The sequence below is a fragment of the Pseudomonas sp. H3_D04 genome (genome assembly GCF_054669175.1).
This window is the reverse complement of the sequence record NZ_CP162801.1, coordinates 4,240,592-4,259,446: the sequence shown is the minus strand read 5'-3', so window position 1 is coordinate 4,259,446 and position 18,855 is coordinate 4,240,592. Positions and strand designations below refer to the sequence as shown.

General features: G+C 57.6%; 22 protein-coding genes and 1 tRNA gene. 15 read left to right on the top strand and 8 right to left on the bottom strand.

The features are described from left to right. Nucleotides 1-12: 12 nt before the first annotated feature. Nucleotides 13-954, bottom strand: coding sequence for a CAF17-like 4Fe-4S cluster assembly/insertion protein YgfZ (gene ygfZ / locus AB4N91_RS19630; RefSeq protein ID WP_460111668.1), 942 nt, complete (start codon nucleotides 952-954; stop codon nucleotides 13-15). 148 nt (nucleotides 955-1,102) lie between these two features. Here ygfZ and AB4N91_RS19625 point away from each other — a divergent pair, with 148 nt between their 5' ends. Together AB4N91_RS19625 and AB4N91_RS19620 are read left to right on the top strand one after the other, a co-directional pair. Further along, the gene (locus AB4N91_RS19625; protein ID WP_010462275.1) at nucleotides 1,103-1,357 is read left to right on the top strand and encodes an FAD assembly factor SdhE; all 255 of its coding nucleotides are present in this window, start codon (nucleotides 1,103-1,105) and stop codon (nucleotides 1,355-1,357) included. After that, nucleotides 1,341-1,793 carry a protein YgfX gene (locus AB4N91_RS19620; protein WP_077749614.1) on the top strand — a complete coding sequence of 151 codons (453 nt, stop codon included), beginning with the start codon at nucleotides 1,341-1,343 and terminating at the stop codon, nucleotides 1,791-1,793. The genes AB4N91_RS19625 and AB4N91_RS19620 overlap by 17 nt, the downstream gene beginning before the upstream one ends. Here AB4N91_RS19620 and nadB read toward each other — a convergent pair. Continuing rightward, on the bottom strand, nucleotides 1,762-3,378 hold the full coding sequence (nadB, locus tag AB4N91_RS19615; RefSeq protein ID WP_010462271.1) for an L-aspartate oxidase: 1,617 nt from the start codon (nucleotides 3,376-3,378) through the stop codon (nucleotides 1,762-1,764). The two genes, AB4N91_RS19620 and nadB, sit on opposite strands and share 32 nt — an antisense overlap. A gap of 558 nt (nucleotides 3,379-3,936) precedes the next feature. Here nadB and rpoE point away from each other — a divergent pair. From rpoE to AB4N91_RS19595, 4 genes are all read left to right on the top strand, one after another. Next, nucleotides 3,937-4,518: an RNA polymerase sigma factor RpoE gene (rpoE, locus tag AB4N91_RS19610; RefSeq protein WP_007944079.1), complete on the top strand. Its 582-nt coding sequence runs from the start codon at nucleotides 3,937-3,939 to the stop codon at nucleotides 4,516-4,518. 30 nt (nucleotides 4,519-4,548) lie between these two features. After that, nucleotides 4,549-5,136 carry a sigma-E factor negative regulatory protein gene (locus AB4N91_RS19605; RefSeq protein WP_077749615.1) on the top strand — a complete coding sequence of 196 codons (588 nt, stop codon included), beginning with the start codon at nucleotides 4,549-4,551 and terminating at the stop codon, nucleotides 5,134-5,136. 8 nt (nucleotides 5,137-5,144) lie between these two features. Continuing rightward, on the top strand, nucleotides 5,145-6,101 hold the full coding sequence (locus AB4N91_RS19600; RefSeq protein WP_010462266.1) for a MucB/RseB C-terminal domain-containing protein: 957 nt from the start codon (nucleotides 5,145-5,147) through the stop codon (nucleotides 6,099-6,101). A 182-nt stretch (nucleotides 6,102-6,283) separates the two neighbouring features. Then, nucleotides 6,284-7,708 carry a DegQ family serine endoprotease gene (locus AB4N91_RS19595; protein ID WP_010462264.1) on the top strand — a complete coding sequence of 475 codons (1,425 nt, stop codon included), beginning with the start codon at nucleotides 6,284-6,286 and terminating at the stop codon, nucleotides 7,706-7,708. Nucleotides 7,709-7,786: 78 nt separating this feature from the next. On the opposite strand, the gene AB4N91_RS19590 is transcribed toward AB4N91_RS19595, so the two are convergent. Next, nucleotides 7,787-9,220, bottom strand: a complete 1,434-nt coding sequence (locus tag AB4N91_RS19590) for a M48 family metalloprotease (protein WP_154913807.1) — start codon at nucleotides 9,218-9,220, stop codon at nucleotides 7,787-7,789. A gap of 98 nt (nucleotides 9,221-9,318) precedes the next feature. Here AB4N91_RS19590 and AB4N91_RS19585 point away from each other — a divergent pair, with 98 nt between their 5' ends. Both AB4N91_RS19585 and AB4N91_RS19580 read left to right on the top strand, forming a co-directional pair. After that, the gene (locus AB4N91_RS19585; RefSeq protein WP_007898654.1) at nucleotides 9,319-9,558 is read left to right on the top strand and encodes a sulfurtransferase TusA family protein; all 240 of its coding nucleotides are present in this window, start codon (nucleotides 9,319-9,321) and stop codon (nucleotides 9,556-9,558) included. A 31-nt stretch (nucleotides 9,559-9,589) separates the two neighbouring features. Further along, nucleotides 9,590-10,660, top strand: a complete 1,071-nt coding sequence (locus tag AB4N91_RS19580) for an AI-2E family transporter (RefSeq protein ID WP_010462259.1) — start codon at nucleotides 9,590-9,592, stop codon at nucleotides 10,658-10,660. A 143-nt stretch (nucleotides 10,661-10,803) separates the two neighbouring features. Here the strand turns inward: AB4N91_RS19580 and AB4N91_RS19575 are convergent, their stop codons facing one another. Together AB4N91_RS19575 and AB4N91_RS19570 are read right to left on the bottom strand one after the other, a co-directional pair. After that, nucleotides 10,804-11,277, bottom strand: a complete 474-nt coding sequence (locus AB4N91_RS19575) for a peroxiredoxin (RefSeq protein WP_010462257.1) — start codon at nucleotides 11,275-11,277, stop codon at nucleotides 10,804-10,806. 10 nt (nucleotides 11,278-11,287) lie between these two features. Continuing rightward, a complete protein-coding gene (locus AB4N91_RS19570) occupies nucleotides 11,288-11,848 on the bottom strand; it encodes a glycine cleavage system transcriptional repressor (protein ID WP_010462255.1) in 561 nt (186 codons plus the stop codon). A gap of 328 nt (nucleotides 11,849-12,176) precedes the next feature. Between AB4N91_RS19570 and dapA the strand changes: the two genes are divergently transcribed. The 5 genes from dapA (at nucleotide 12,177) to AB4N91_RS19545 (ending at nucleotide 15,866) form a co-directional block, all read left to right on the top strand. Beyond that, the gene (dapA, locus tag AB4N91_RS19565) at nucleotides 12,177-13,055 is read left to right on the top strand and encodes a 4-hydroxy-tetrahydrodipicolinate synthase (protein WP_010462253.1); all 879 of its coding nucleotides are present in this window, start codon (nucleotides 12,177-12,179) and stop codon (nucleotides 13,053-13,055) included. 17 nt (nucleotides 13,056-13,072) lie between these two features. Next, nucleotides 13,073-14,188: an outer membrane protein assembly factor BamC gene (bamC, locus tag AB4N91_RS19560; protein WP_077749619.1), complete on the top strand. Its 1,116-nt coding sequence runs from the start codon at nucleotides 13,073-13,075 to the stop codon at nucleotides 14,186-14,188. A 4-nt stretch (nucleotides 14,189-14,192) separates the two neighbouring features. Next, nucleotides 14,193-14,951, top strand: a complete 759-nt coding sequence (locus AB4N91_RS19555; protein ID WP_102594115.1) for an MBL fold metallo-hydrolase — start codon at nucleotides 14,193-14,195, stop codon at nucleotides 14,949-14,951. Between the two features lie 28 nt (nucleotides 14,952-14,979). After that, nucleotides 14,980-15,693, top strand: a complete 714-nt coding sequence (gene purC / locus AB4N91_RS19550; RefSeq protein WP_008034929.1) for a phosphoribosylaminoimidazolesuccinocarboxamide synthase — start codon at nucleotides 14,980-14,982, stop codon at nucleotides 15,691-15,693. Between the two features lie 83 nt (nucleotides 15,694-15,776). Further along, a tRNA-Ser gene (locus AB4N91_RS19545) sits at nucleotides 15,777-15,866 on the top strand. Between the two features lie 85 nt (nucleotides 15,867-15,951). Here AB4N91_RS19545 and AB4N91_RS19540 read toward each other — a convergent pair. Then, entirely contained in the window at nucleotides 15,952-16,143 is a 192-nt protein-coding gene (locus AB4N91_RS19540; RefSeq protein WP_200667875.1) for a DUF1508 domain-containing protein, read from the bottom strand. A 219-nt stretch (nucleotides 16,144-16,362) separates the two neighbouring features. Here AB4N91_RS19540 and AB4N91_RS19535 point away from each other — a divergent pair, with 219 nt between their 5' ends. Together AB4N91_RS19535 and AB4N91_RS19530 are read left to right on the top strand one after the other, a co-directional pair. After that, a complete protein-coding gene (locus AB4N91_RS19535; protein WP_200667876.1) occupies nucleotides 16,363-17,232 on the top strand; it encodes a hypothetical protein in 870 nt (289 codons plus the stop codon). A 128-nt stretch (nucleotides 17,233-17,360) separates the two neighbouring features. Next, nucleotides 17,361-17,735 (top strand): Rap1a/Tai family immunity protein, encoded by a 375-nt coding sequence (locus tag AB4N91_RS19530; protein WP_460111656.1) that lies wholly within the window; start codon nucleotides 17,361-17,363, stop codon nucleotides 17,733-17,735. Nucleotides 17,736-17,851: 116 nt separating this feature from the next. Here the strand turns inward: AB4N91_RS19530 and AB4N91_RS19525 are convergent, their stop codons facing one another. Beyond that, nucleotides 17,852-18,292, bottom strand: a complete 441-nt coding sequence (locus tag AB4N91_RS19525; RefSeq protein WP_460111653.1) for a hypothetical protein — start codon at nucleotides 18,290-18,292, stop codon at nucleotides 17,852-17,854. A gap of 149 nt (nucleotides 18,293-18,441) precedes the next feature. Beyond that, nucleotides 18,442-18,855, bottom strand: a complete 414-nt coding sequence (locus AB4N91_RS19520) for a hypothetical protein (protein ID WP_102594116.1) — start codon at nucleotides 18,853-18,855, stop codon at nucleotides 18,442-18,444.

Below are 18,855 nucleotides of genomic sequence, written 5' to 3'. Positions count from 1 at the left end.
CAAGTGCTGCGGTTAACGCTGGATTTCGCGATCGCGATCCAGTTGATAAGGCAGGTCGAGCAGGTGCAGGGCCGGCCCTTCGAGGGTGCCCAGATGAATGTCACCACCTTCTGCTGCTTCGGCTTGCAGCACGGCCAGGAGTTCAATGTTTTTCCCGGCGCTGGCGGCCAGCACCACTTCGCCGATAGAACTGCCGTGTGACGGGGAAAACAGTGGCGTGCCGGGCTCGGGCAATTCGCTGGCATCCAACGTCAAGCAATACAAGCGACGCTTGAGTTTGCCCAGGTACTGCATGCGCGCGACGATTTCCTGGCCGGTGTAGCAACCCTTTTTGAAACTCACGCCACCGACGGCTTGCAGGTTGAGCATCTGCGGGATGAACAGCTCGCGGGTGCTCGGCATGACCTGGCCGATCCCTGCGCGGATCTGGCCCAGCAGCCATTGATTCAGAGTGCCTTCGGACAGCAGGGCGGACAGCTTGCTTTTGATGAGGTCGGCCTGATCGGCGGCGACCCACAGTTCGGCGCGGTCCGGCGAGACACGAATGGCGATCAGACTTTCATGACGCACGACGCTGTCGGTGTCTGCTGGCAACTCAAGACCCAGGCTGCTCAGTGCAGCATCGCCATGATCGAGTCCGAAGCGGACCCAGGCGGCGCTTTCATCGGTCAGTTTGGATTTGGAGAACACGGCGTACTTTTTCAGGTCCGCCAACTGCGGCTCAAGCAGCTCGCTGGCCATCGCCAGCAGCACGCCGTCACCTTCCAGCACGATGCGGAAACTCGATTGCATCCGGCCTTTCTGCGTGCAGCGTGCGCCGAGGCTGGCCTGGGTATCGCTCAGGTAATTGAGGTTGCAGGTCAATTGGCCTTGCAGGAATTTGCTGGCGTCCGCACCGCGGACTGCAAGAACGCCTTCATGGGACAGGGTGCAGAAAAAAGCAGAATCGGCCATGGGTCATCGCAGGGTAAAGAGTCTGGGGGACATCATAAGGGGGCGCTCTCGAAATGGGTAGTTCACAAAGGTCGATGGCGCCCGACCAAAGCCGAGTGTTCGACCGGGGCCGGGGCTGTATACTTGCCGCCTATTTGAGGAGCGCTCCATGGTCGAAGATGTTGAACTGAATCGCCTCTACTGGCACAGCCGCCGCGGCATGCTTGAGCTTGACGTGTTGCTGGTGCCGTTCGTTAAGGAGGTCTACCCGCACCTCAACCAGAAAGATCGCGAGTGCTACCGCAATCTGCTTGAATGCGAAGACCAGGACATGTTCGGCTGGTTCATGGAACGCGCCGAATCGGAAGATCCGGAGCTTCAGCGCATGGTTCGCATGATCCTGGATCGTGTCCAGCCCAAGTAATGCGTTCGAATGCCGCTGGCATGCCTCACGGCAGTTGCTGGCGGCGTATCTTATGGCCCAGCTGTTCGCGCTGGGTTCTTTGTTTCTGCTCTCCTTACCGCTCTGGGCCAGTCTGCTCGGCATGACGCTGTGTGTGGTTCACGGAATCTGGCTGCTGCCACGCCTGATTTTGCTTACGCATCCACAGGCATTTCGCGGTTTGCGGCGCGATGCCGACGGCTGGCAGTTGTGGAATCAGGCCTCAGGTTGGCAGCCCGTGCAGCTAAGGCCGGACAGCCTGGCGTTACCGCTGATGGTGGTGCTGCGTTTTCGACTGCGAGGCGAGCGGCGAGTCAGATCAATCTGCGTTCCCCACGACTCGCAGGCGGCGGATGTGCACCGGCGCCTGCGGGTCAGGCTTACATTCAGTCGACGTAGGTGGGCGGCACCAGAATAGTGTCCAGCGCAACGGGTAGCATGTTCGGGTAGTCGAGGGTGTAATGCAGGCCGCGACTTTCCTTGCGCTCCATGGCTGACCGAATCATCAGCTCCGCCACCTGGGCCAGGTTGCGCAACTCGATCAAATCGCGACTGACCTTGTAGTTGCTGTAGAACTCGTCGATCTCGTCCAGCAACAGCCGCACGCGGTGCTGCGCGCGTTGCAAGCGCTTGTTGGTGCGCACGATGCCTACGTAGTCCCACATGAATCGCCGCAGTTCATCCCAGTTGTGCGCAATGATCACGTCTTCGTCGGAGTCGGTGACCTGACTGGCATCCCAGACGGGCAGGGCGATCGGAACCGACACCTGCGGCAGCTGTTCCAGAATGTCCGCCGCGGCCGAACGGGCATAGACAAAACACTCCAGCAGCGAGTTGCTGGCCATGCGGTTGGCACCGTGCAGGCCGGTGAAACTGGTTTCGCCAATGGCATACAGCCCCGGCACGTCGGTGCGACCGTGCTGATCGACCATCACACCGCCGCACGTGTAGTGCGCCGCCGGAACCACCGGGATCGGTTGTTTGGTGATGTCGATGGAAAACTCGAGGCAGCGTTCATACACCGTCGGGAAGTGAGTCTTGATGAACGCTTCTGGCTTGTGGCTGATGTCCAGATAGACGCAGTCGACACCCAGGCGCTTCATCTCATGGTCGATGGCACGGGCGACGATGTCCCGGGGCGCGAGTTCGGCACGCGGGTCGAAACGCTGCATGAAGCGTTCGCCGTTGGGCAGCTTCAGGTGTGCGCCTTCGCCGCGCAGGGCTTCAGTGATCAGGAAACTCTTGGCTTGCGGGTGATAAAGGCAGGTCGGGTGGAACTGATTGAACTCCAGGTTGGCCACCCGGCAGCCGGAACGCCATGCCATGGCAATGCCGTCACCGCAGGCGCCGTCGGGGTTGCTGGTGTAGAGGTAGACCTTGGCTGCGCCGCCGGATGCCAGGATGACGAATCGTGCACCGTACGTGTCGACTTCGCCGGTGCTGCGATTCAGCACGTAAGCACCCAGGCAGCGATCGCCTTCCAGGCCCAGGCGTTTTTCGGTGATCAGGTCGATGGCGACCCGCTGTTCCATCAGTTCGATATTCGGTCTGAGTCTGGCCTGGGCGAGCAGGGTTTTGAAGATCGCCGCGCCGGTGGCATCGGCCGCATGAATAATGCGCCGATGGCTGTGACCGCCTTCCCGGGTCAGGTGAAACTCGAATCCACCGTCTTCAGTGCCGGATTGTTCATCGCGGGTAAACGGTACGCCTTGATCGATCAGCCACTGGATGGCTTCTTTACTGTGCTCGACGGTAAAGCGCACGGCGTCTTCGTGGCAGAGGCCACCGCCGGCATTGAGGGTGTCATCGACGTGGGATTCGACAGTATCGGTGTCGTCCAGAACGGCAGCAACGCCGCCCTGGGCCCAGAAAGTCGAGCCGTTGGCGAGGTCGCCTTTACTCAGTACGGCAATGCGCAAATGACCGGGCAAGGTCAGCGCAAGGCTCAAACCGGCAGCGCCGCTGCCAATGACCAGAACATCGTGTTGAAACTGTTGGCTCATTTCAGGATTCCGCTCAAAGCGACCCGGGTCGGGGTTGGCGCAAGACTCGTGGAACGGCGAGTCAAGGCAGCCACACAGCCCACTAGTATATAGAGGGGGGAGCGGCACAATACCCGAGCGCATATGGCATTGTGAAACTACTGTGACGGAAAATACCTGACGCTTCGTCGGATGATTTTTCGGCCGGTTCGGCGACAAGGTGACTGTATCAACGATTTAACAGTCTTTTTCTGTCCAGGGTTGCACAATGTCGCTTTCGCCCGGCTATAAATATTTGGAACTTTTGCCAAAGGCCCAAGATCAATAGACGGTGCCTGAAAAGAAGGACAGTGTCGGTTTCAGGAGGGGGACTTGCGTTTTGGTCCTGGCCAGTGAATCCGATGACAAGATTATTCGCGCAGCCGGGTCATGCCGAGCTGCGCTTTTCGTGCGTGCCAAAACAGAGCCCGCAGGAAACTTGCTTGGAGGGGGAGAACTTTTGCGAAAAGCCCGAGTCTATGTTTGCAAGTCTGGTCGTTTAGTTATGCAAGCCTCCTCCGAGCTTATCGAGGAGTGTTCATGCTAACCCAGGAAGAGGATCAGCAGCTCGTCGAGCGCGTTCAACGCGGCGACAAGCGGGCTTTCGATCTGCTAGTGCTGAAATACCAGCACAAAATTCTCGGGTTGATCGTGCGTTTCGTGCACGACACCCATGAAGCCCAGGATGTGGCACAGGAAGCCTTTATCAAGGCCTACCGCGCACTTGGAAACTTTCGCGGAGATAGCGCGTTTTATACGTGGCTTTACCGCATCGCCATCAACACGGCGAAGAATTATCTGGTTTCACGCGGCCGCCGGCCGCCGGATAGCGATGTCAGTTCCGAAGATGCAGAGTTCTACGATGGCGATCATGGCCTCAAGGATCTCGAGTCGCCAGAGCGTGCATTGCTGCGGGATGAGATCGAAGGCACCGTCCATCGAACCATTCAGCAACTGCCAGAAGATTTGCGTACAGCTTTAACTTTACGTGAATTCGATGGTCTGAGTTACGAGGACATTGCGGCAGTCATGCAATGTCCGGTGGGTACCGTGCGCTCCCGGATATTCCGCGCTCGGGAGGCCATCGATAAAGCCCTGCAGCCGTTGTTGCAGGAAAACTGAGACAGCGGCGATAGCCAAGAGAGGAACGCCATGAGTCGTGAAGCCCTGCAGGAATCGCTGTCCGCAGTGATGGATAACGAAGCGGACGAACTGGAATTGCGTCGGGTATTAAATGCCTTTGACGATGTAGAAACCCGTGAAACCTGGGCTCGTTATCAAATCGCTCGGGCAGTTATGCACAAGGATCTGCTGCTTCCTCGTCTGGACATCGCCGCGGCAGTTTCTGCTGCTTTGGCCGACGAAGCCGTACCGGCAAAAGCCTCCCGTGGTCCATGGCGCAGCCTGGGTCGACTGGCTGTCGCTGCTTCGGTGACCGTTGCCGTACTGGCAGGTGTGCGTTTGTACAACCAGGACGAGATCGCGGGTGTCGAACTTGCCCAGCAATCCAGTCAACCGGGTCTGGCCGTTCCTCAGGTCAAGGGTCCAGCTGTATTGGCAGGCTACAATGAGAGTTCGGAAGCCACTGGCCCTATGGCCAACGGCGTATTGCAAGGTCAACCAGGCTGGCACGATCAGCGTCTGCCAGGCTACTTGCGCCAACATGCTCAACAGGCTGCACTGAAAGGTACTGAGAGCGCTCTGCCTTACGCTCGTGCAGCAAGCCTGGAAAACCGTTAAGGAGGATCATGCGCGCCATACCTCTACTTTCGCTTCTGCTCGGTGGCTGGTTCATTGTTCCAGCCCACGCCGATGAAGCCCAGGACTGGTTGACCCGTCTTGGTCAGGCCGAGCAACAGCAAAGCTTTTACGGCACTTTCGTTTACGAGCGTAACGGTAGCTTTTCTACCCATAACATCTGGCACCGTGTCCAGGATGGCAAGGTCCGTGAGCGTTTACTGCAGCTCGACGGCTCAGCACAGGAAGTCGTTCGCATTGATGGGCATACTCAATGCGTCAGCGGCGTCCTGATAGCAGGGCTTGGGGACTCTCCCAACTCCGCTGCTCGTGCACTCGATCCACAAAAGTTGAAGAATTGGTATGAGCTTGCCGTCATTGGCAAGTCGCGTGTGGCTGGGCGTGCGGCAGTGATTATTTCATTGAAGCCACGTGACCAGCATCGCTACGGTTTTGAGCTGCACCTTGATAAGGAAACCGGCTTGCCGTTGAAGTCATTGCTACTGAATGACAAAGGGCAGTTGCTTGAGCGTTTCCAGTTCACCCAGCTGAATACCGACAACGTGCCGTCTGACCGCGACTTGCAGGCAGGCGAGGATTGCAAGGTGGTCAAACTCGACAGCGACAAGGCTTCCGCCGTCAAGGCCGCCCAAGTCTGGCATTCGGACTGGCTCCCGCCCGGTTTCGAGCTGACCAGCAGCAGCACCCATAAAGATACGGAGACCAAAACCCAGGTCACCAGTCTGATGTACGACGATGGTCTGGCGCGGTTTTCGGTGTTCCTTGAGCCGTTGAATGGTGCCACCGTTACCGACACCCGCACCCAGTTAGGCCCAACCGTTGCTGTTTCTCGGCGCTTGACGACCCCTCAAGGCGAGATGATGGTGACCGTGGTCGGTGAGATTCCAATAGGTACTGCTGAACGGATTGCGCTGTCCATGCGCTCCGATGCCACTGCAACCAAGTAGTGAGCTGATATCGAAATGTTTGGTGAGCATTTCAATTTGCAAAAAAACCTGAATTTTTCTATAGGTCAGAGCCTCACGGCTCTGGCCTTGTTTTGTTGTTCCCGGAACAAAAATACCGGCGTATCTTTCCCGGTGTTCCTTGCTCCATATCGCTTAACCATGCTCGTCGTAACGGGAGCCGTATGTCGATACCACGCTTGAAGTCTTATCTGTCCATTTTCGCCACCGTGCTGGTGCTCGGTCAGGCGGTCACTGCTCAAGCAGTTGAATTGCCTGACTTTACCCAGTTGGTCGAGCAGGCCTCGCCCGCGGTGGTGAACATCAGTACCACGCAAAAGCTGCCGGACCGCAGAGTGTCTGACCAGATGCCCGACCTTGAAGGCCTGCCACCCGCGCTGCGCGATTTTTTCGAACGGGGCATGCCGCAACCGCGCTCGCCTCGCGGTGATCGCCAGCGTGAAGCGCAGTCCCTGGGCTCGGGCTTTATCATCTCGCCGGACGGCTACATCCTGACCAACAACCACGTGATCGCCGATGCCGACGAAATTCTCGTTCGTCTCTCCGACCGCAGTGAGTTGAAAGCCAAGCTGATAGGCACCGACCCACGTTCCGATGTGGCGCTGCTGAAAATCGAAGGCAAGGACCTGCCAGTCCTGAAACTGGGTAAATCCCAGGACCTGAAGGCCGGCCAATGGGTCGTAGCGATCGGCTCGCCGTTCGGCTTCGACCATACCGTGACCCAAGGCATCGTCAGCGCTGTCGGTCGTAGCCTGCCGAACGAAAATTATGTGCCGTTCATCCAGACCGACGTGCCCATCAACCCGGGTAACTCGGGTGGTCCGCTGTTCAACCTGGCCGGTGAAGTGGTCGGGATCAACTCGCAGATCTACACCCGCTCCGGTGGCTTCATGGGCGTATCGTTCGCGATCCCTATCGACGTGGCCCTGGACGTATCCAACCAGCTGAAAAGTGGCGGTAAAGTCAGCCGTGGCTGGTTGGGTGTGGTGATCCAGGAAGTGAGCAAGGATCTGGCCGAGTCGTTCGGTCTTGAGAAGCCGGCCGGTGCGCTGGTGGCTCAGATCCAGGAAGATGGCCCGGCTGCCAAGGGTGATCTGCAAGTCGGCGACGTGATCCTGAGCATGAACGGTCAGCCAATCGTTATGTCTGCCGATCTGCCGCACCTGGTGGGCGCACTCAAGGAAGGCGCGAAGGCCAACCTTGAAGTGATCCGCGACGGCAAGCGCAAGAATGTCGAACTGACGGTCGGCGCGATCCCTGACGAAGGTAAAGAGCTGGACTCGAAACTCAAGTCCGGTGTTGAAACCAACAGCAATCGTCTGGGCGTCGCCGTCGCCGATCTGACTGCTGAGCAGAAGAAAGCCTACGACCTCAAAGGTGGTGTGGTGATCAAGGAAGTTCAGGACGGTCCTGCATCGCTCATCGGCTTGCAGCCAAATGATGTGATCACTCACCTGAACAACCAGGCAATCAACGATAGCAAGGAGTTCGCTGAAATCGCCAAGGCACTGCCGAAGAATCGATCGGTGTCCATGCGAGTTCTGCGTCAAGGTCGTGCCAGCTTCATCACCTTCAAACTGGCTGAATAAACCGGTTGTCGGCTGAATGAAAAACCGCCTCGAAAGAGGCGGTTTTTTTGTGTCTGCGTTTTATGTTCCGCAAGCAGGTCAGCCCATCATGTCCTTGACCATCCGTTCCTGCTCCATCAACTCACGTTGCCGGGCGTCGATACGCGACGACAACGGGAAGTTGGTGCCGGCCTTGCGCTTGGCGAAGTCCAGTTGCTGAATGGCCTGGCGATAGTCGCCAACCAGGGCGAAGTACTCCGCGCGAGCCTGATGCAGACCGATGATGTTGCCTGACAGGCCGCGAGTCTCGGCCACCTGATACCACACGTCCGGATCGTCCGGGCGCGATTTCAGCAGGCCTTCGAGCGCCTTTTCCGCATCGGCGGCGCGGTTTTGTTTCAACAACAGATCGACACGCACCTGGTTCAATGGATAGTTGCCAGGGTACTGGGTGAGCATCCGGTCAACCCGTGCTTGAGCATCGGGCAGGCGATTGTTGGTGATATCCAGGTCGACCTGCGCCAGGTTGTAGATGATCTCGTTCGGTGATTTGGCCAGCAGCAGCTTGAGGTTCTCACGAGCTTCATTCAACTGGCCGCCCTTGATCTGGGCGATTGCCAGGCCATAACGAGCGACGTCATTTTTCGGGTTCTCGTCGAGCTGCGCGCGAAAGCGCTTGGCGCCCAAGCCTGGGGTTTCTTCATAGACCAGCTGAACGCGTGCACGAATCAGCTGATAGCGCATGGTGTCTTCGACGCCGCCCGCTTTGGCCTGTTCGGCGCGGTTGCGGGTGTCGGCGATCCGCGATTCGGTCACCGGGTGAGTCAGCAGGAATTCTGGTGGCTTGGCGTCAAAGCGGTATTGACGCATCAACCGCTCGAACATGGTCGGCATCGACCGCGGGTCATAACCGGCCTTTTCCAGATTGAGGATGCCGATACGGTCGGCTTCCTGTTCGTTCTGGCGCGAGAAACGTCGTTGCTCCTGAATCGCCGCCGCCTGAGTGCCCGCAATCGCCGCGATCCCGGCATCACCGGCACCGGCAGCAGCAATGACGATCCCGGCCAACAGAGCCGCCATCATCGGCACTTGCATGCGCTGCTGGGCTTCCACGCCTCGGGCAAAGTGGCGTTGCGACAAGTGAGCCAATTCGTGCGCCAGTACCGAAGCGTATTCGCCCTCGGTCTGCGCATTGAGGAACAGACCGCCGTTGACCCCGACAATCCCGCCCGGCGCCGCAAAGGCGTTGAGCTGCGGGCTGTTGATCAGGATGAACTCCAGGCGCCGGTCATTGACCTGGCTGGTTTCCACCAGGCGGTAAACGCTGGATTCGACGTAATCCTTGAGCTGCGGATCGTTGAGCTGCGAGACCTGGCTGCGCAACAGCGCGAGCCACGCACGGCCCAGTTGATATTCCTGTTGCGGCGAGACAATGGCAGAACTGGCGTCGCCGAGTGACGGCAAGTCGTCGGCGAAGCCCGGTGAGGCGAGCAGGCAAGCGAGCGTCAGCAGGGTAGGGCGCAAAAAAGTCATGCACAAAGCCTTAGTCGACAAAGACCTTACTGTAGCCGGACACTTGGCCTGGGACCAGATATTCTAGGCAACTCCACCACCTGACCCGGAGCGATGCAATGACCGATGCTGTAACCCATGACGCCGAACTGGATGCCAGTGGCCTGAATTGCCCGCTGCCATTGCTCAAGGCCAAGCTGGAGCTGAATCGACTGGCCAGTGGCGCGGTGCTCAAGGTCATCGCCACCGATGCGGGTTCCCAGCGCGACTTTCGCACCTTTGCCCGATTGGCCGGTCATACGCTGCTTCGCGAAGAAGATGAGGCGGGTGTTTACCGCTACTGGTTGAAAAAAGCCTGAAACCTGCTGCGTTCATTTCTAAGGATTATTGATGTTCAAGGTGTTACGCGACTGGATTCAGCGCTACTTTTCCGATGAAGAAGCCGTGGTGCTGGCGGTGCTGCTGTTTCTGGCCTTTACCGCCGTACTGACGTTGGGCGGCATGCTCGCGCCAGTGCTGGCCGGGATGGTGCTGGCGTATCTGATGCAGGGCCTGGTCGTTACCCTCGAACGCCTGCGCATGCCCGGTGGGGTCGCGGTGGGGTTGGTCTTCGCCTTGTTCATGGGCGTTTTGCTGGTGTTCATTATTGTCGTGGTGCCGTTGCTCTGGCATCAGTTGATCACGCTGTTCAACGAACTGCCCGGGATGCTGGCCAAGTGGCAATCGCTGCTGTTGCTGCTGCCCGAACGCTATCCGCACCTGGTGTCGGACGAGCAGGTGTTGCAGGCCATCGAAGTGGCGCGGGGCGAGATCGGAAAGTTCGGTCAGTGGGCACTGACGTTCTCGCTGTCGAGTCTGCCTCTGCTGGTGAACATCATGATCTACCTGGTGCTGGTGCCGATCCTGGTGTTCTTCTTTCTCAAGGACCGCGAGATGATCGGTCAGTGGGTGCGCGGCTACCTGCCGCGTGAACGGGCATTGATCACCCGTGTAGCCCATGAAATGAACCGACAGATCGCCAATTACATCCGCGGCAAAGTCATCGAGATTTTCATCTGCGGCGGTGTGACCTACATCGGGTTCGTCGTACTGGGGCTCAACTACGCGGCGTTGCTGGCATTGCTGGTGGGGGTGTCGGTGGTGGTGCCTTACGTCGGCGCAGTGGTGGTGACGGTCCCGGTCATGCTGATCGCGCTGTTCCAATGGGGCTGGAGCGATCAGTTCATTTACCTGATGGCGGTCTACGGGATTATCCAGACGCTGGACGGGAATGTGCTGGTGCCGCTGCTGTTTTCGGAGGCGGTGAATTTGCATCCGGTGGCGATTATCTGTGCGGTGCTGTTGTTTGGCGGGTTGTGGGGATTCTGGGGGGTGTTCTTTGCGATTCCGCTGGCGACGCTGTTCAAGGCTGTGCTGGATGCCTGGCCGCGCAAGGAGCCGGTGGTGGCGCCGTTGCTTTAGCAGTCAGCCGGGATGAGGCAGTGGGGCAGGTGGCGGCTCCCGAGCAGGCCCGGTCCCACATCGGATCGCGTCAGGCTGGCCAACTCGGTCAACCGTGGGAGCGAGCCTGCTCGCGATAGCGTCCGAACAGACGACGATAAAACTCAGGCCTTGTTCAACGCCTGTGCAGCCGCCAACACCGCATCCACATGCCCCGGCACCTTCACACCGCGCCATTCCTGACGCAGCACTCCGTCCTTATCAATCAGGAATGTGCTGCGATCAACGCCCATGTATTCCTTGCCATACAGCTTCTTCAGCTTGATCACATCAAACAGCTGGCAGAGCGCTTCTTCCTTGTCGCTGATCAGCTCGAAAGTGAACGCTTGCTTGGCCTTGAAGTTCTCGTGGGATTTCAGACTGTCACGCGAAACACCGAAGACTTCGGTGTTTGCCGCTTTAAAGGCGTCAAGCTGATCGCGAAAGCCCTGGCCCTGAGTGGTGCAGCCCGGCGTGCTGTCCTTCGGATAGAAGTAGATCACCACTTGCTTGCCTTTAAGGCCCGCGAGGCTGACGGTCTGTCCATTGGTGGCGGGTGCTTCGAAGTCGGCAACCGGTTGGTCGATGGCAACGGCCATGAAAGCTTCCTTACATTGGGTTTTGTGGGCGCCACGGTTCGATCAGTGCGTCCAGGTTCAGCGCGTCGGCGAAATCCAGGAACTGATCGCGCAACCAGCTGATCTGCACGCCGGCCGGCAAGGTCACGGTAAACGTGGCGTTGAGCATGGTGCCGCCGGTTTGCGGCGCCTGATACGTGTCGCAGGTCAGGTTTTCCAGCTCGACGTTGTGGTCCATGAAGAACTGGCACAGCTCGTTGATGATGTCCGAGCGATAGGCCGAGCTGACATAAGCGACGTAAGGCAAAGCCTGAGGACGATTCTCCAGCGCCGCGCTGCGCACCACGTTAACGGTGAATGCATGCTTCTTGGCAAGGCCTGGCAGACTGCCTTCAAGGCGCGCCAAGGCGTCCCAGCTGCCGGAGATTTCGAGGATCAACGCGCTGCACTCGCCATGACGGGTCAGGCGAGAAGTGACCACGGCGCAGCGGTTTTCATGGCTGGCGCGGCACAGGACGTTAGTCAGCTCCATGGGGTTGGCGCCGAGGGCACTGATGACAAGGAATTGTTCGCGAACTGTGGGGGTGGACATGCAGCATTCCTAAAGCGATGAGCGGTCGATACTTTTACGGGCTTTTACTACCGGGGGCGAGCCTGCGGATGCGAATTCAAAAAACCCGGGCCGAAGGTTGCAACGTGCTCCATCAAGGCAGGAGCGAGGGGTGGCAACGCTGGATCGGGGCTTGTGATGCCGAAAATGGAGGCTCAAACCCGACGTGCGAGCTTATCAGTACCGATCAAAGCCTGAAGGGTAGCGAAAAGCAGCGCCAAGGGGAATGGCAGCAGCGCAGTACTTTGCTTGTACAAGCATCTTGGCGCCAGTACCATTACCGCTCTCTTTTTCCGGCAGGAGCGGTTGCATGATTGCGGGCAGTATGGTGGCACTGGTCACACCCATGGATGCACAAGGTCGTCTCGACTGGGACAGCCTGAGCAAACTGGTGGACTTTCACCTGCAGAACGGCACCCACGCGATCGTGGCCGTCGGCACTACAGGTGAATCGGCCACCCTTGACGTGAACGAGCACATCGAAGTGATTCGTTACGTGGTGAAGCAGGTGGCAGGGCGCATTCCGGTGATCGCCGGTACCGGCGCCAATTCGACGCGCGAAGCCATCGAGCTGACCACCAATGCGAAGACCGCCGGCGCCGATGCTTGCCTGCTGGTGACGCCGTACTACAACAAGCCGACCCAGGAAGGCTTGTACCAGCACTTCAAGGCCATCGCCGAAGCCGTCGACATCCCGCAGATCCTGTACAACGTGCCGGGCCGTACCGCCTGCGACATGCTGACCGAAACCGTGATCCGCCTGTCGACCGTGAAAAACATCATCGGCATCAAGGAAGCCACCGGCGACCTGGCCCGCGCCAAAGCCATCATCGACGGCGTCAGCAAAGACTTCCTGGTGCTGTCCGGTGACGACGCCACCGCAGTCGAGCTGATCCTGCTCGGCGGCAAAGGCAACATCTCGGTCACCGCCAACGTCGCCCCACGCGACATGAGCGACCTGTGCAACGCTGCCCTGAAAGGCGACGCCGTCACGGCCCGCGCAATTCACGAAAAGCTGATGCCGCTCAATAAAACCCTGTTTATCGAATCCAACCCTATCCCCGTGAAATGGGCGCTGCATGAAATGGGCCTGATGCCGGACGGTATCCGTCTGCCGCTCACTTGGCTCAGCGCTGCCTGTCACGAACCGCTGCGGCAGGCCATGCGCCAGTCCGGCGTACTGGTTTAATTGAGGAAGCACTACGCATGAAGCGATTGGCCGGACTTTCCGCACTTGCCTTGATTATCTCCAGCACCAGTGGCTGTGGATGGGTCTGGGGCCCGGAAGGTTATTTCCGTGACCGTGGTAGCGATTACCTGGAAGCGCAACAGACTGCACCTATGCAACTGCCAACGGATGTCAGCACCGCCAAGCGTCTGGATCCGCTGCTGCCGATCCCGCGCAACGTGGCTGATGACACCGCCAAAGGCGAATACATCGTGCCGCGTCCGCAGCCACTGACGGCATCGGCTGACGCCAGCGCCTACTCGCTGCAGAAGAGCGGTGATTCGCGCTCGATCCTGGCCCAGAATCCACCTGCCGAAGCCTGGCCAGTGGCGATACAGTTCTTCCAGGACAACGGTTTCCGTCTGGACGAACAGAAGCCGCAAACCGGTGAATTCACCACCACCTGGCAGCGTTCCGACGAACTGTCGGCAGCGATGGCCAAGCGCCTGAGTTCCGCTGGCGTCAGCACCGACAGCGAAACCCGCGTTCGAGTGCGTATCGAGCCGGGCGTTCAGCGCAACACCAGCGAAATCTACGTGGTCAGCGCCGAGCGTCCTGCCGGCAGCACCGCCGACGTGGCCTTCACCAACCGTTCGGTCAACACTGGCCTGGACGCGGCACTGGTCGACGACATGCTCGCGAGCATGAGCCGCATCTCGGAAAAGGGCGGTTCGGTTTCCATGCTGGCTTCGCGTGATTTCGATACGCCGAGTCGTGTCAGCCTGAGCGAAGACGGCAGCGGCAACCCGGTTCTGAACGTCGGCAATGACCTGGATCGTGCCTGGTCGAGCGTTGGTCGTGCGCTGGAACAGGGCGAATGGCGCGTTGAAGACATCAACCGCAGCCTGGGCCTGTACTACATCAATCTCTCCGAAAAAGCCGAGAAGAAAGACGAGAAGCCTGGCTTCTTCAGCAGCCTGTTCGGCAGCGCGCCGAGCAAGGAAGAAGTTGAAGCCCGTGCCGAGCGTTATCAGGTTCGCCTGAGCAAGGTAGGCGAGAACGTCCAGGTCACCGTCGAGAAAAACATCAACACCGTGGCGCCGGCAGAAGTGGCGCGCAAAGTGTTGAGCGTGATTCAGGACAACCTGGGCTGATCACATGCGTTTTGCCGTTCTCGGCAGCGGTAGCCAAGGGAACGGCACGCTGATAGCCAGCGCTGATACGTATGTGCTGGTGGATTGTGGTTTCTCCCTGCGGGAAACCGAAAAACGCCTGCTGCGCCTGGGTGTGAACCCTGCGCAGTTGAGCGCGATACTCGTGACCCACGAACATGCCGACCACGTGCATGGCGTGGGTTTGCTGTCTCGGCGCTACAATCTGCCTGTCTACCTCAGTCGCGGGACCCAGCGCGGGATGCGCAAACCGATTGAACCGGCTGGCCTTCTGGCTGGCGGCGAGCAACTGCAGATCGGCGCACTGAGCATCGACGTCATTGCCGTGGCCCACGATGCACAGGAACCGACGCAGTACGTTTTCAGCGACGGTGAGCGGCGCTTCGGCCTGTTGACCGACCTGGGCTCATACTGCAACAAGGTGCTGGACGGCTATCGGGACCTCGATGCGCTGATGATCGAGTCCAACCATTGCCGTGACATGCTCGCTCGCGGTCACTACCCGTACTTCCTGAAGCAGCGGGTGGGCGGTGAACTGGGACATCTGAACAACCACCAGGCGGCATTCCTGGTGTCTGAGTTGGGCTGGCAAGGCCTGCAACACCTGGTCCTGGCCCATCTGAGCAGCAAGAACAACCTGCCGCAGCTGGCCCGGCAATGTTTTGTCGACACCCTCGGGTGCGACCCGGACTGGCTGCAACTGGCCGATCAAGATTCAGGGCTCGACTGGCGACACATCGCCTAGCCCACCTACTTAGCAAGCGGAGCCCATCATGGAAAAACGTGAAGAACTCTACCGCGGCAAAGCCAAATCGGTTTTCAAGACCGACGACGCTGACCGCTTGATCCTGCTGTTTCGCAACGACACCTCGGCGTTCGACGGCAAGCGCATCGAGCAGCTCGACCGCAAAGGCATGGTGAACAACAAGTTCAACGCCTTCATCATGCAGAAACTCGAAGCCGCCGGCGTGCCGACCCAGTTCGACAAACTGCTGGGCGATAACGAATGCCTGGTGAAGAAGCTCGACATGATCCCGGTCGAGTGCGTCGTGCGTAACTACGCCGCCGGCAGCCTGGTCAAGCGCCTGGGCGTCGAAGAAGGCATGAAGCTCAACCCTTACACCTTCGAACTGTTCCTGAAGGACGACGCCAAGGGCGACCCGTTCATCAACGAATCCCACGTCGTGGCCTTCGGTTGGGGCACCGCCGAGCAACTGGTTCGCATGAAAGAACTGTCGCTCAAGGTCAACGAAGTCCTGAGCAAGCTGTTCGACGACGCCGGCCTGCTGCTGGTCGACTTCAAACTCGAATTCGGCGTGTTCTCCGACGGTTCTATCGTCCTGGGCGACGAATTCAGCCCGGACGGCTGCCGCCTGTGGGACAAGGCCACCGGCAAGAAAATGGACAAAGACCGCTTCCGCCAGGGCCTCGGTGATGTCATCGAAGCCTACGAAGAAGTCGCCAATCGTCTGGGCGTACCGCTTTAATCGACGCAAGCATCTGATAGCACGGAAAAATTTCGCTTAGGGGGTTCGCTTCCGGCGAAAGTGTTGTTATGATGCGCGCCGTTGGAGAGATGCCAGAGTGGCCGAATGGGACGGATTCGAAATCCGTTGTACCTTCACCGGTACCTAGGGTTCGAATCCCTATCTCTCCGCCATACAAATGAAAGCCCCGTAGATCAAGGTCTACGGGGCTTTTTTTGTTTTCCGATTGTACTACTCTGTTGTACTACTGCCTGCTCGTTACTCAGTGTAGAAAATCGGCGAGGCAGTCGAGCCCTGCATGATCTGGATTGAGTGAGTGCAGTCGCTGCGAGCCACGTAACTCTCGCTGCTTCGGGCGATAGCCTTGGCGTTACTGGCGTAGTAAATCCAGTACCACTGCCCCGAATTGTCTTTCTTCTCCCAATAGCATGGATATGTAACGTCTGCCATGTTGGTGTTTCCCTTCGCCCATTATTTAAGTCCGTAAGGTTAGCTGGGGTCGGGGGAATGGCAAGGTGCTACCACCATTCCTACATGGACGCGTTCAGCTTTCAATGTGGATGCACGTCACAGCGGGTCACTCGCCAGCAGCATCCCTATCACCCTGCCGTGGCACCCGAATCTCGGCCAGCGTAAGCTCCTACTAACGGTAAGGGTGGATATGAAGCGATGATCAAAGACTACTTGAGGGAAGAATTCGACAGGTTTGTTTCGAAGGTGGCGCAGCTGCATCAGCACAAGGCTCAAGTCAACAAGATATACACCGAGCAACACCAGTCGATCCAGAAGTTTCACGACCAGCTTCCAGACTGGGCGCTTGAATCTCAATACGGGATCAAGCACTACTTTCATTTCAGGTCGCCATCCACCGGCGAAGATCTCTCGCATGATTCCCCGCCATTATCTCTGGAGGATCGGCTTGAGTTAAACGTGCTTCAGAAATTGAAAACTTATCAGTGGCTGCTTGTGGAAGCATACGAAGCCTTTGAAGACTTCCTTGAAAGGGCATATGCATACTGTGGCCTTGCTGGGATTAGCATATGGGTGCGTCCAGTCAATTGGAGTCACGAGGGTTCCAATGACATCAAGCACTACCACCAACTTCCTACACCCAAGGACCGGAAACCGTATGCACAGCTTCAGGCATTCCGGCGGGCATCGAAGCATTTCGAGCGTTATGAATCCGAGAACCCAACAGGGGCGAATTACCGGGTGATACTTGTGCTGATCGAGAAGTTGAGGCACTTCATCGTGCACGATGGAGGTTACTACAGCGACGCCGGTACTCTCGCAGGCAAGGTACAGCGAGAGTTGCCGGGCATGGACATAAAAAGCGTGATGGGGTTCGTGAACTCATTCTTCATACCACACGCCCACAGCCAGATTGTGGACTTGCTGGAATACCCAGCAGAGCCTAAATCGGATAAGCCGTTAGGTACGTTCCATGACCCGATGCTTGGGTTCTTCAGGAACCTCATTGAGTATGGCCTTCTGATTTTCGAAACGATCCAAATGCAGCGTGAAGCCGAAAAGCGATAAGAAGGTGACTTTATGGCGAAAACCACCGCCGCCCGGAGAGACCTTGCATCCGAACTACTCCGAATCTCGCTAGCAGAAATAATGGCCGGGGCGGAAGTCGGCCTGAACACGCCTCAAGGACGCGCAGCTTGAAAACACTATTAGTGGTGGCATGGGTTGGGATTTTCTGTAGCGGATCGGTCGTCGCTGGCTTCACTGGCGGGAATGCTCTGCTCGCACAGTGCCAAGGCGTGCTTCCTTATGTTACTGGCGGCGAAATCAAGGGTGGCCCAACTGTCGCTGAAGGAATGTGCGTAGGGCTCGTTGAAGGGGTTCTGAAAACAATGCAGAGCTTGAATGGCCACCTTCCGAACGAGTTTAAAACATGCTTTCCTGAAAGGTCTGTAACACTAGGCGAGGCAGTACAGGCAGTAGTCGATTACTTGCAGACTACCGAACTCAGGGACACTGATGGCGCCACTTTAGCGATGTTTGCCATCCAAGATGCTTACCCGTGCAAGTGACATGGCATTCTCCAGACGAAATCGCAAACCCCGCGTCAGCACTTCCAGCAATTCAATTTCGAAGATCAGGTTCAACGGCGTGATCTTGCCCATAATGCCCAGGTCGCAATCTTTTTCTAAATCCGTCCATAAGGCTGCGGCTGAAACACCGGCAAAAATGGCAACAGAGGCGGTGAGTAATCTGGATCAAGAACGTATGCACGGCCAGCAGCACTCAAGGAAACGAATTTCCCGGAACTTGCGTAGTAGTTCGAGATTAGCTTTCTCTGCTCAAGCACATCAATTGCTCCGTTTACCTGCAAAAGCGTAACGCCTGTAGGGTGCGGAAGCTCATTGACGTTGCAGTCGTTGCCAGCGGTATCGTATTGAGCGATAGCTGTAAGGACCAATTCTTGATGGTCATTAAGGGGGGGCATTGAGGGGGTTTGCAGCTCCACAACCTTCGTTTCAGCAGCTATCAATTTCCTTCCAGCCGAATTCAGCGACCACACCAAAATCGCCATCAAGAAGAGCGTCAGCAACGGAACGATGATGACTACCCAATGCGGGAGCGCCACATGTTGACCGTTGCGATCAGCTATAAGAAACCCGGCCAGCGCCGGGTTTTTGTATGAAGTATTGTGAGTTCGAACATGACTATTGTGAAAAATAAAGCGCGACAGAATTAAAAAAGTCGGCCTGACTTCGGCTTGTTAAACACTCAATATTACTTTTTTATGCGCTTGGCTTTCGCTTCCGCTGCCTTCTGTACGACAGGATAATACTCAATGTCTAATCGCCCCATTTTGGGCAGAGGCGTGGAGGCATAGACGCTTTGATTCGGAGCAAACCAATCGGAATCAAAATAGACTTGGACTTCGTTGTTCAAGTCGAACTTCGTGCGCTGGGCCAGACCGCTCAATGCAAAGCCAGCGTCCGAAGGGTCTAAAACAAATTCGCCTGGGTACAGTTTTTCTGTTTTTCGCGTAGTGCCATAGGCAATTCTTACCGCATGGTCATCTTCGAAAACAGCGACTACCAATGCGGGGCGAGCTTTGGGGCCTGGGTTCCCGATGACTTCAGGGAAATGACACCAGACAAAGTCGCCTGGTGCAGGCAGTGGGCGAAAAGGTGTGGTCAT

What these genes read in the sequence shown, in the direction of transcription:
- AB4N91_RS19580 (WP_010462259.1), top strand. Translation starts at nt 9,590, where the DNA reads ATGTTCAAGGTGTTACGCGACTGGATTCAGCGCTACTTTTCCGATGAA.
- AB4N91_RS19600 (WP_010462266.1), top strand. Translation starts at nt 5,145, where the DNA reads ATGCGCGCCATACCTCTACTTTCGCTTCTGCTCGGTGGCTGGTTCATT.
- AB4N91_RS19575 (WP_010462257.1), bottom strand. Translation starts at nt 11,277, where the DNA reads ATGGCCGTTGCCATCGACCAACCGGTTGCCGACTTCGAAGCACCCGCC.
- ygfZ (WP_460111668.1), bottom strand. Translation starts at nt 954, where the DNA reads ATGGCCGATTCTGCTTTTTTCTGCACCCTGTCCCATGAAGGCGTTCTT.
- AB4N91_RS19520 (WP_102594116.1), bottom strand. Translation starts at nt 18,855, where the DNA reads ATGACCACACCTTTTCGCCCACTGCCTGCACCAGGCGACTTTGTCTGG.
- AB4N91_RS19555 (WP_102594115.1), top strand. Translation starts at nt 14,193, where the DNA reads ATGCGTTTTGCCGTTCTCGGCAGCGGTAGCCAAGGGAACGGCACGCTG.
- AB4N91_RS19585 (WP_007898654.1), top strand. Translation starts at nt 9,319, where the DNA reads ATGACCGATGCTGTAACCCATGACGCCGAACTGGATGCCAGTGGCCTG.
- AB4N91_RS19540 (WP_200667875.1), bottom strand. Translation starts at nt 16,143, where the DNA reads ATGGCAGACGTTACATATCCATGCTATTGGGAGAAGAAAGACAATTCG.
- rpoE (WP_007944079.1), top strand. Translation starts at nt 3,937, where the DNA reads ATGCTAACCCAGGAAGAGGATCAGCAGCTCGTCGAGCGCGTTCAACGC.
- AB4N91_RS19595 (WP_010462264.1), top strand. Translation starts at nt 6,284, where the DNA reads ATGTCGATACCACGCTTGAAGTCTTATCTGTCCATTTTCGCCACCGTG.
- purC (WP_008034929.1), top strand. Translation starts at nt 14,980, where the DNA reads ATGGAAAAACGTGAAGAACTCTACCGCGGCAAAGCCAAATCGGTTTTC.
- bamC (WP_077749619.1), top strand. Translation starts at nt 13,073, where the DNA reads ATGAAGCGATTGGCCGGACTTTCCGCACTTGCCTTGATTATCTCCAGC.
- AB4N91_RS19625 (WP_010462275.1), top strand. Translation starts at nt 1,103, where the DNA reads ATGGTCGAAGATGTTGAACTGAATCGCCTCTACTGGCACAGCCGCCGC.
- AB4N91_RS19535 (WP_200667876.1), top strand. Translation starts at nt 16,363, where the DNA reads ATGATCAAAGACTACTTGAGGGAAGAATTCGACAGGTTTGTTTCGAAG.
- AB4N91_RS19570 (WP_010462255.1), bottom strand. Translation starts at nt 11,848, where the DNA reads ATGTCCACCCCCACAGTTCGCGAACAATTCCTTGTCATCAGTGCCCTC.
- dapA (WP_010462253.1), top strand. Translation starts at nt 12,177, where the DNA reads ATGATTGCGGGCAGTATGGTGGCACTGGTCACACCCATGGATGCACAA.
- AB4N91_RS19605 (WP_077749615.1), top strand. Translation starts at nt 4,549, where the DNA reads ATGAGTCGTGAAGCCCTGCAGGAATCGCTGTCCGCAGTGATGGATAAC.
- AB4N91_RS19590 (WP_154913807.1), bottom strand. Translation starts at nt 9,220, where the DNA reads ATGACTTTTTTGCGCCCTACCCTGCTGACGCTCGCTTGCCTGCTCGCC.
- nadB (WP_010462271.1), bottom strand. Translation starts at nt 3,378, where the DNA reads ATGAGCCAACAGTTTCAACACGATGTTCTGGTCATTGGCAGCGGCGCT.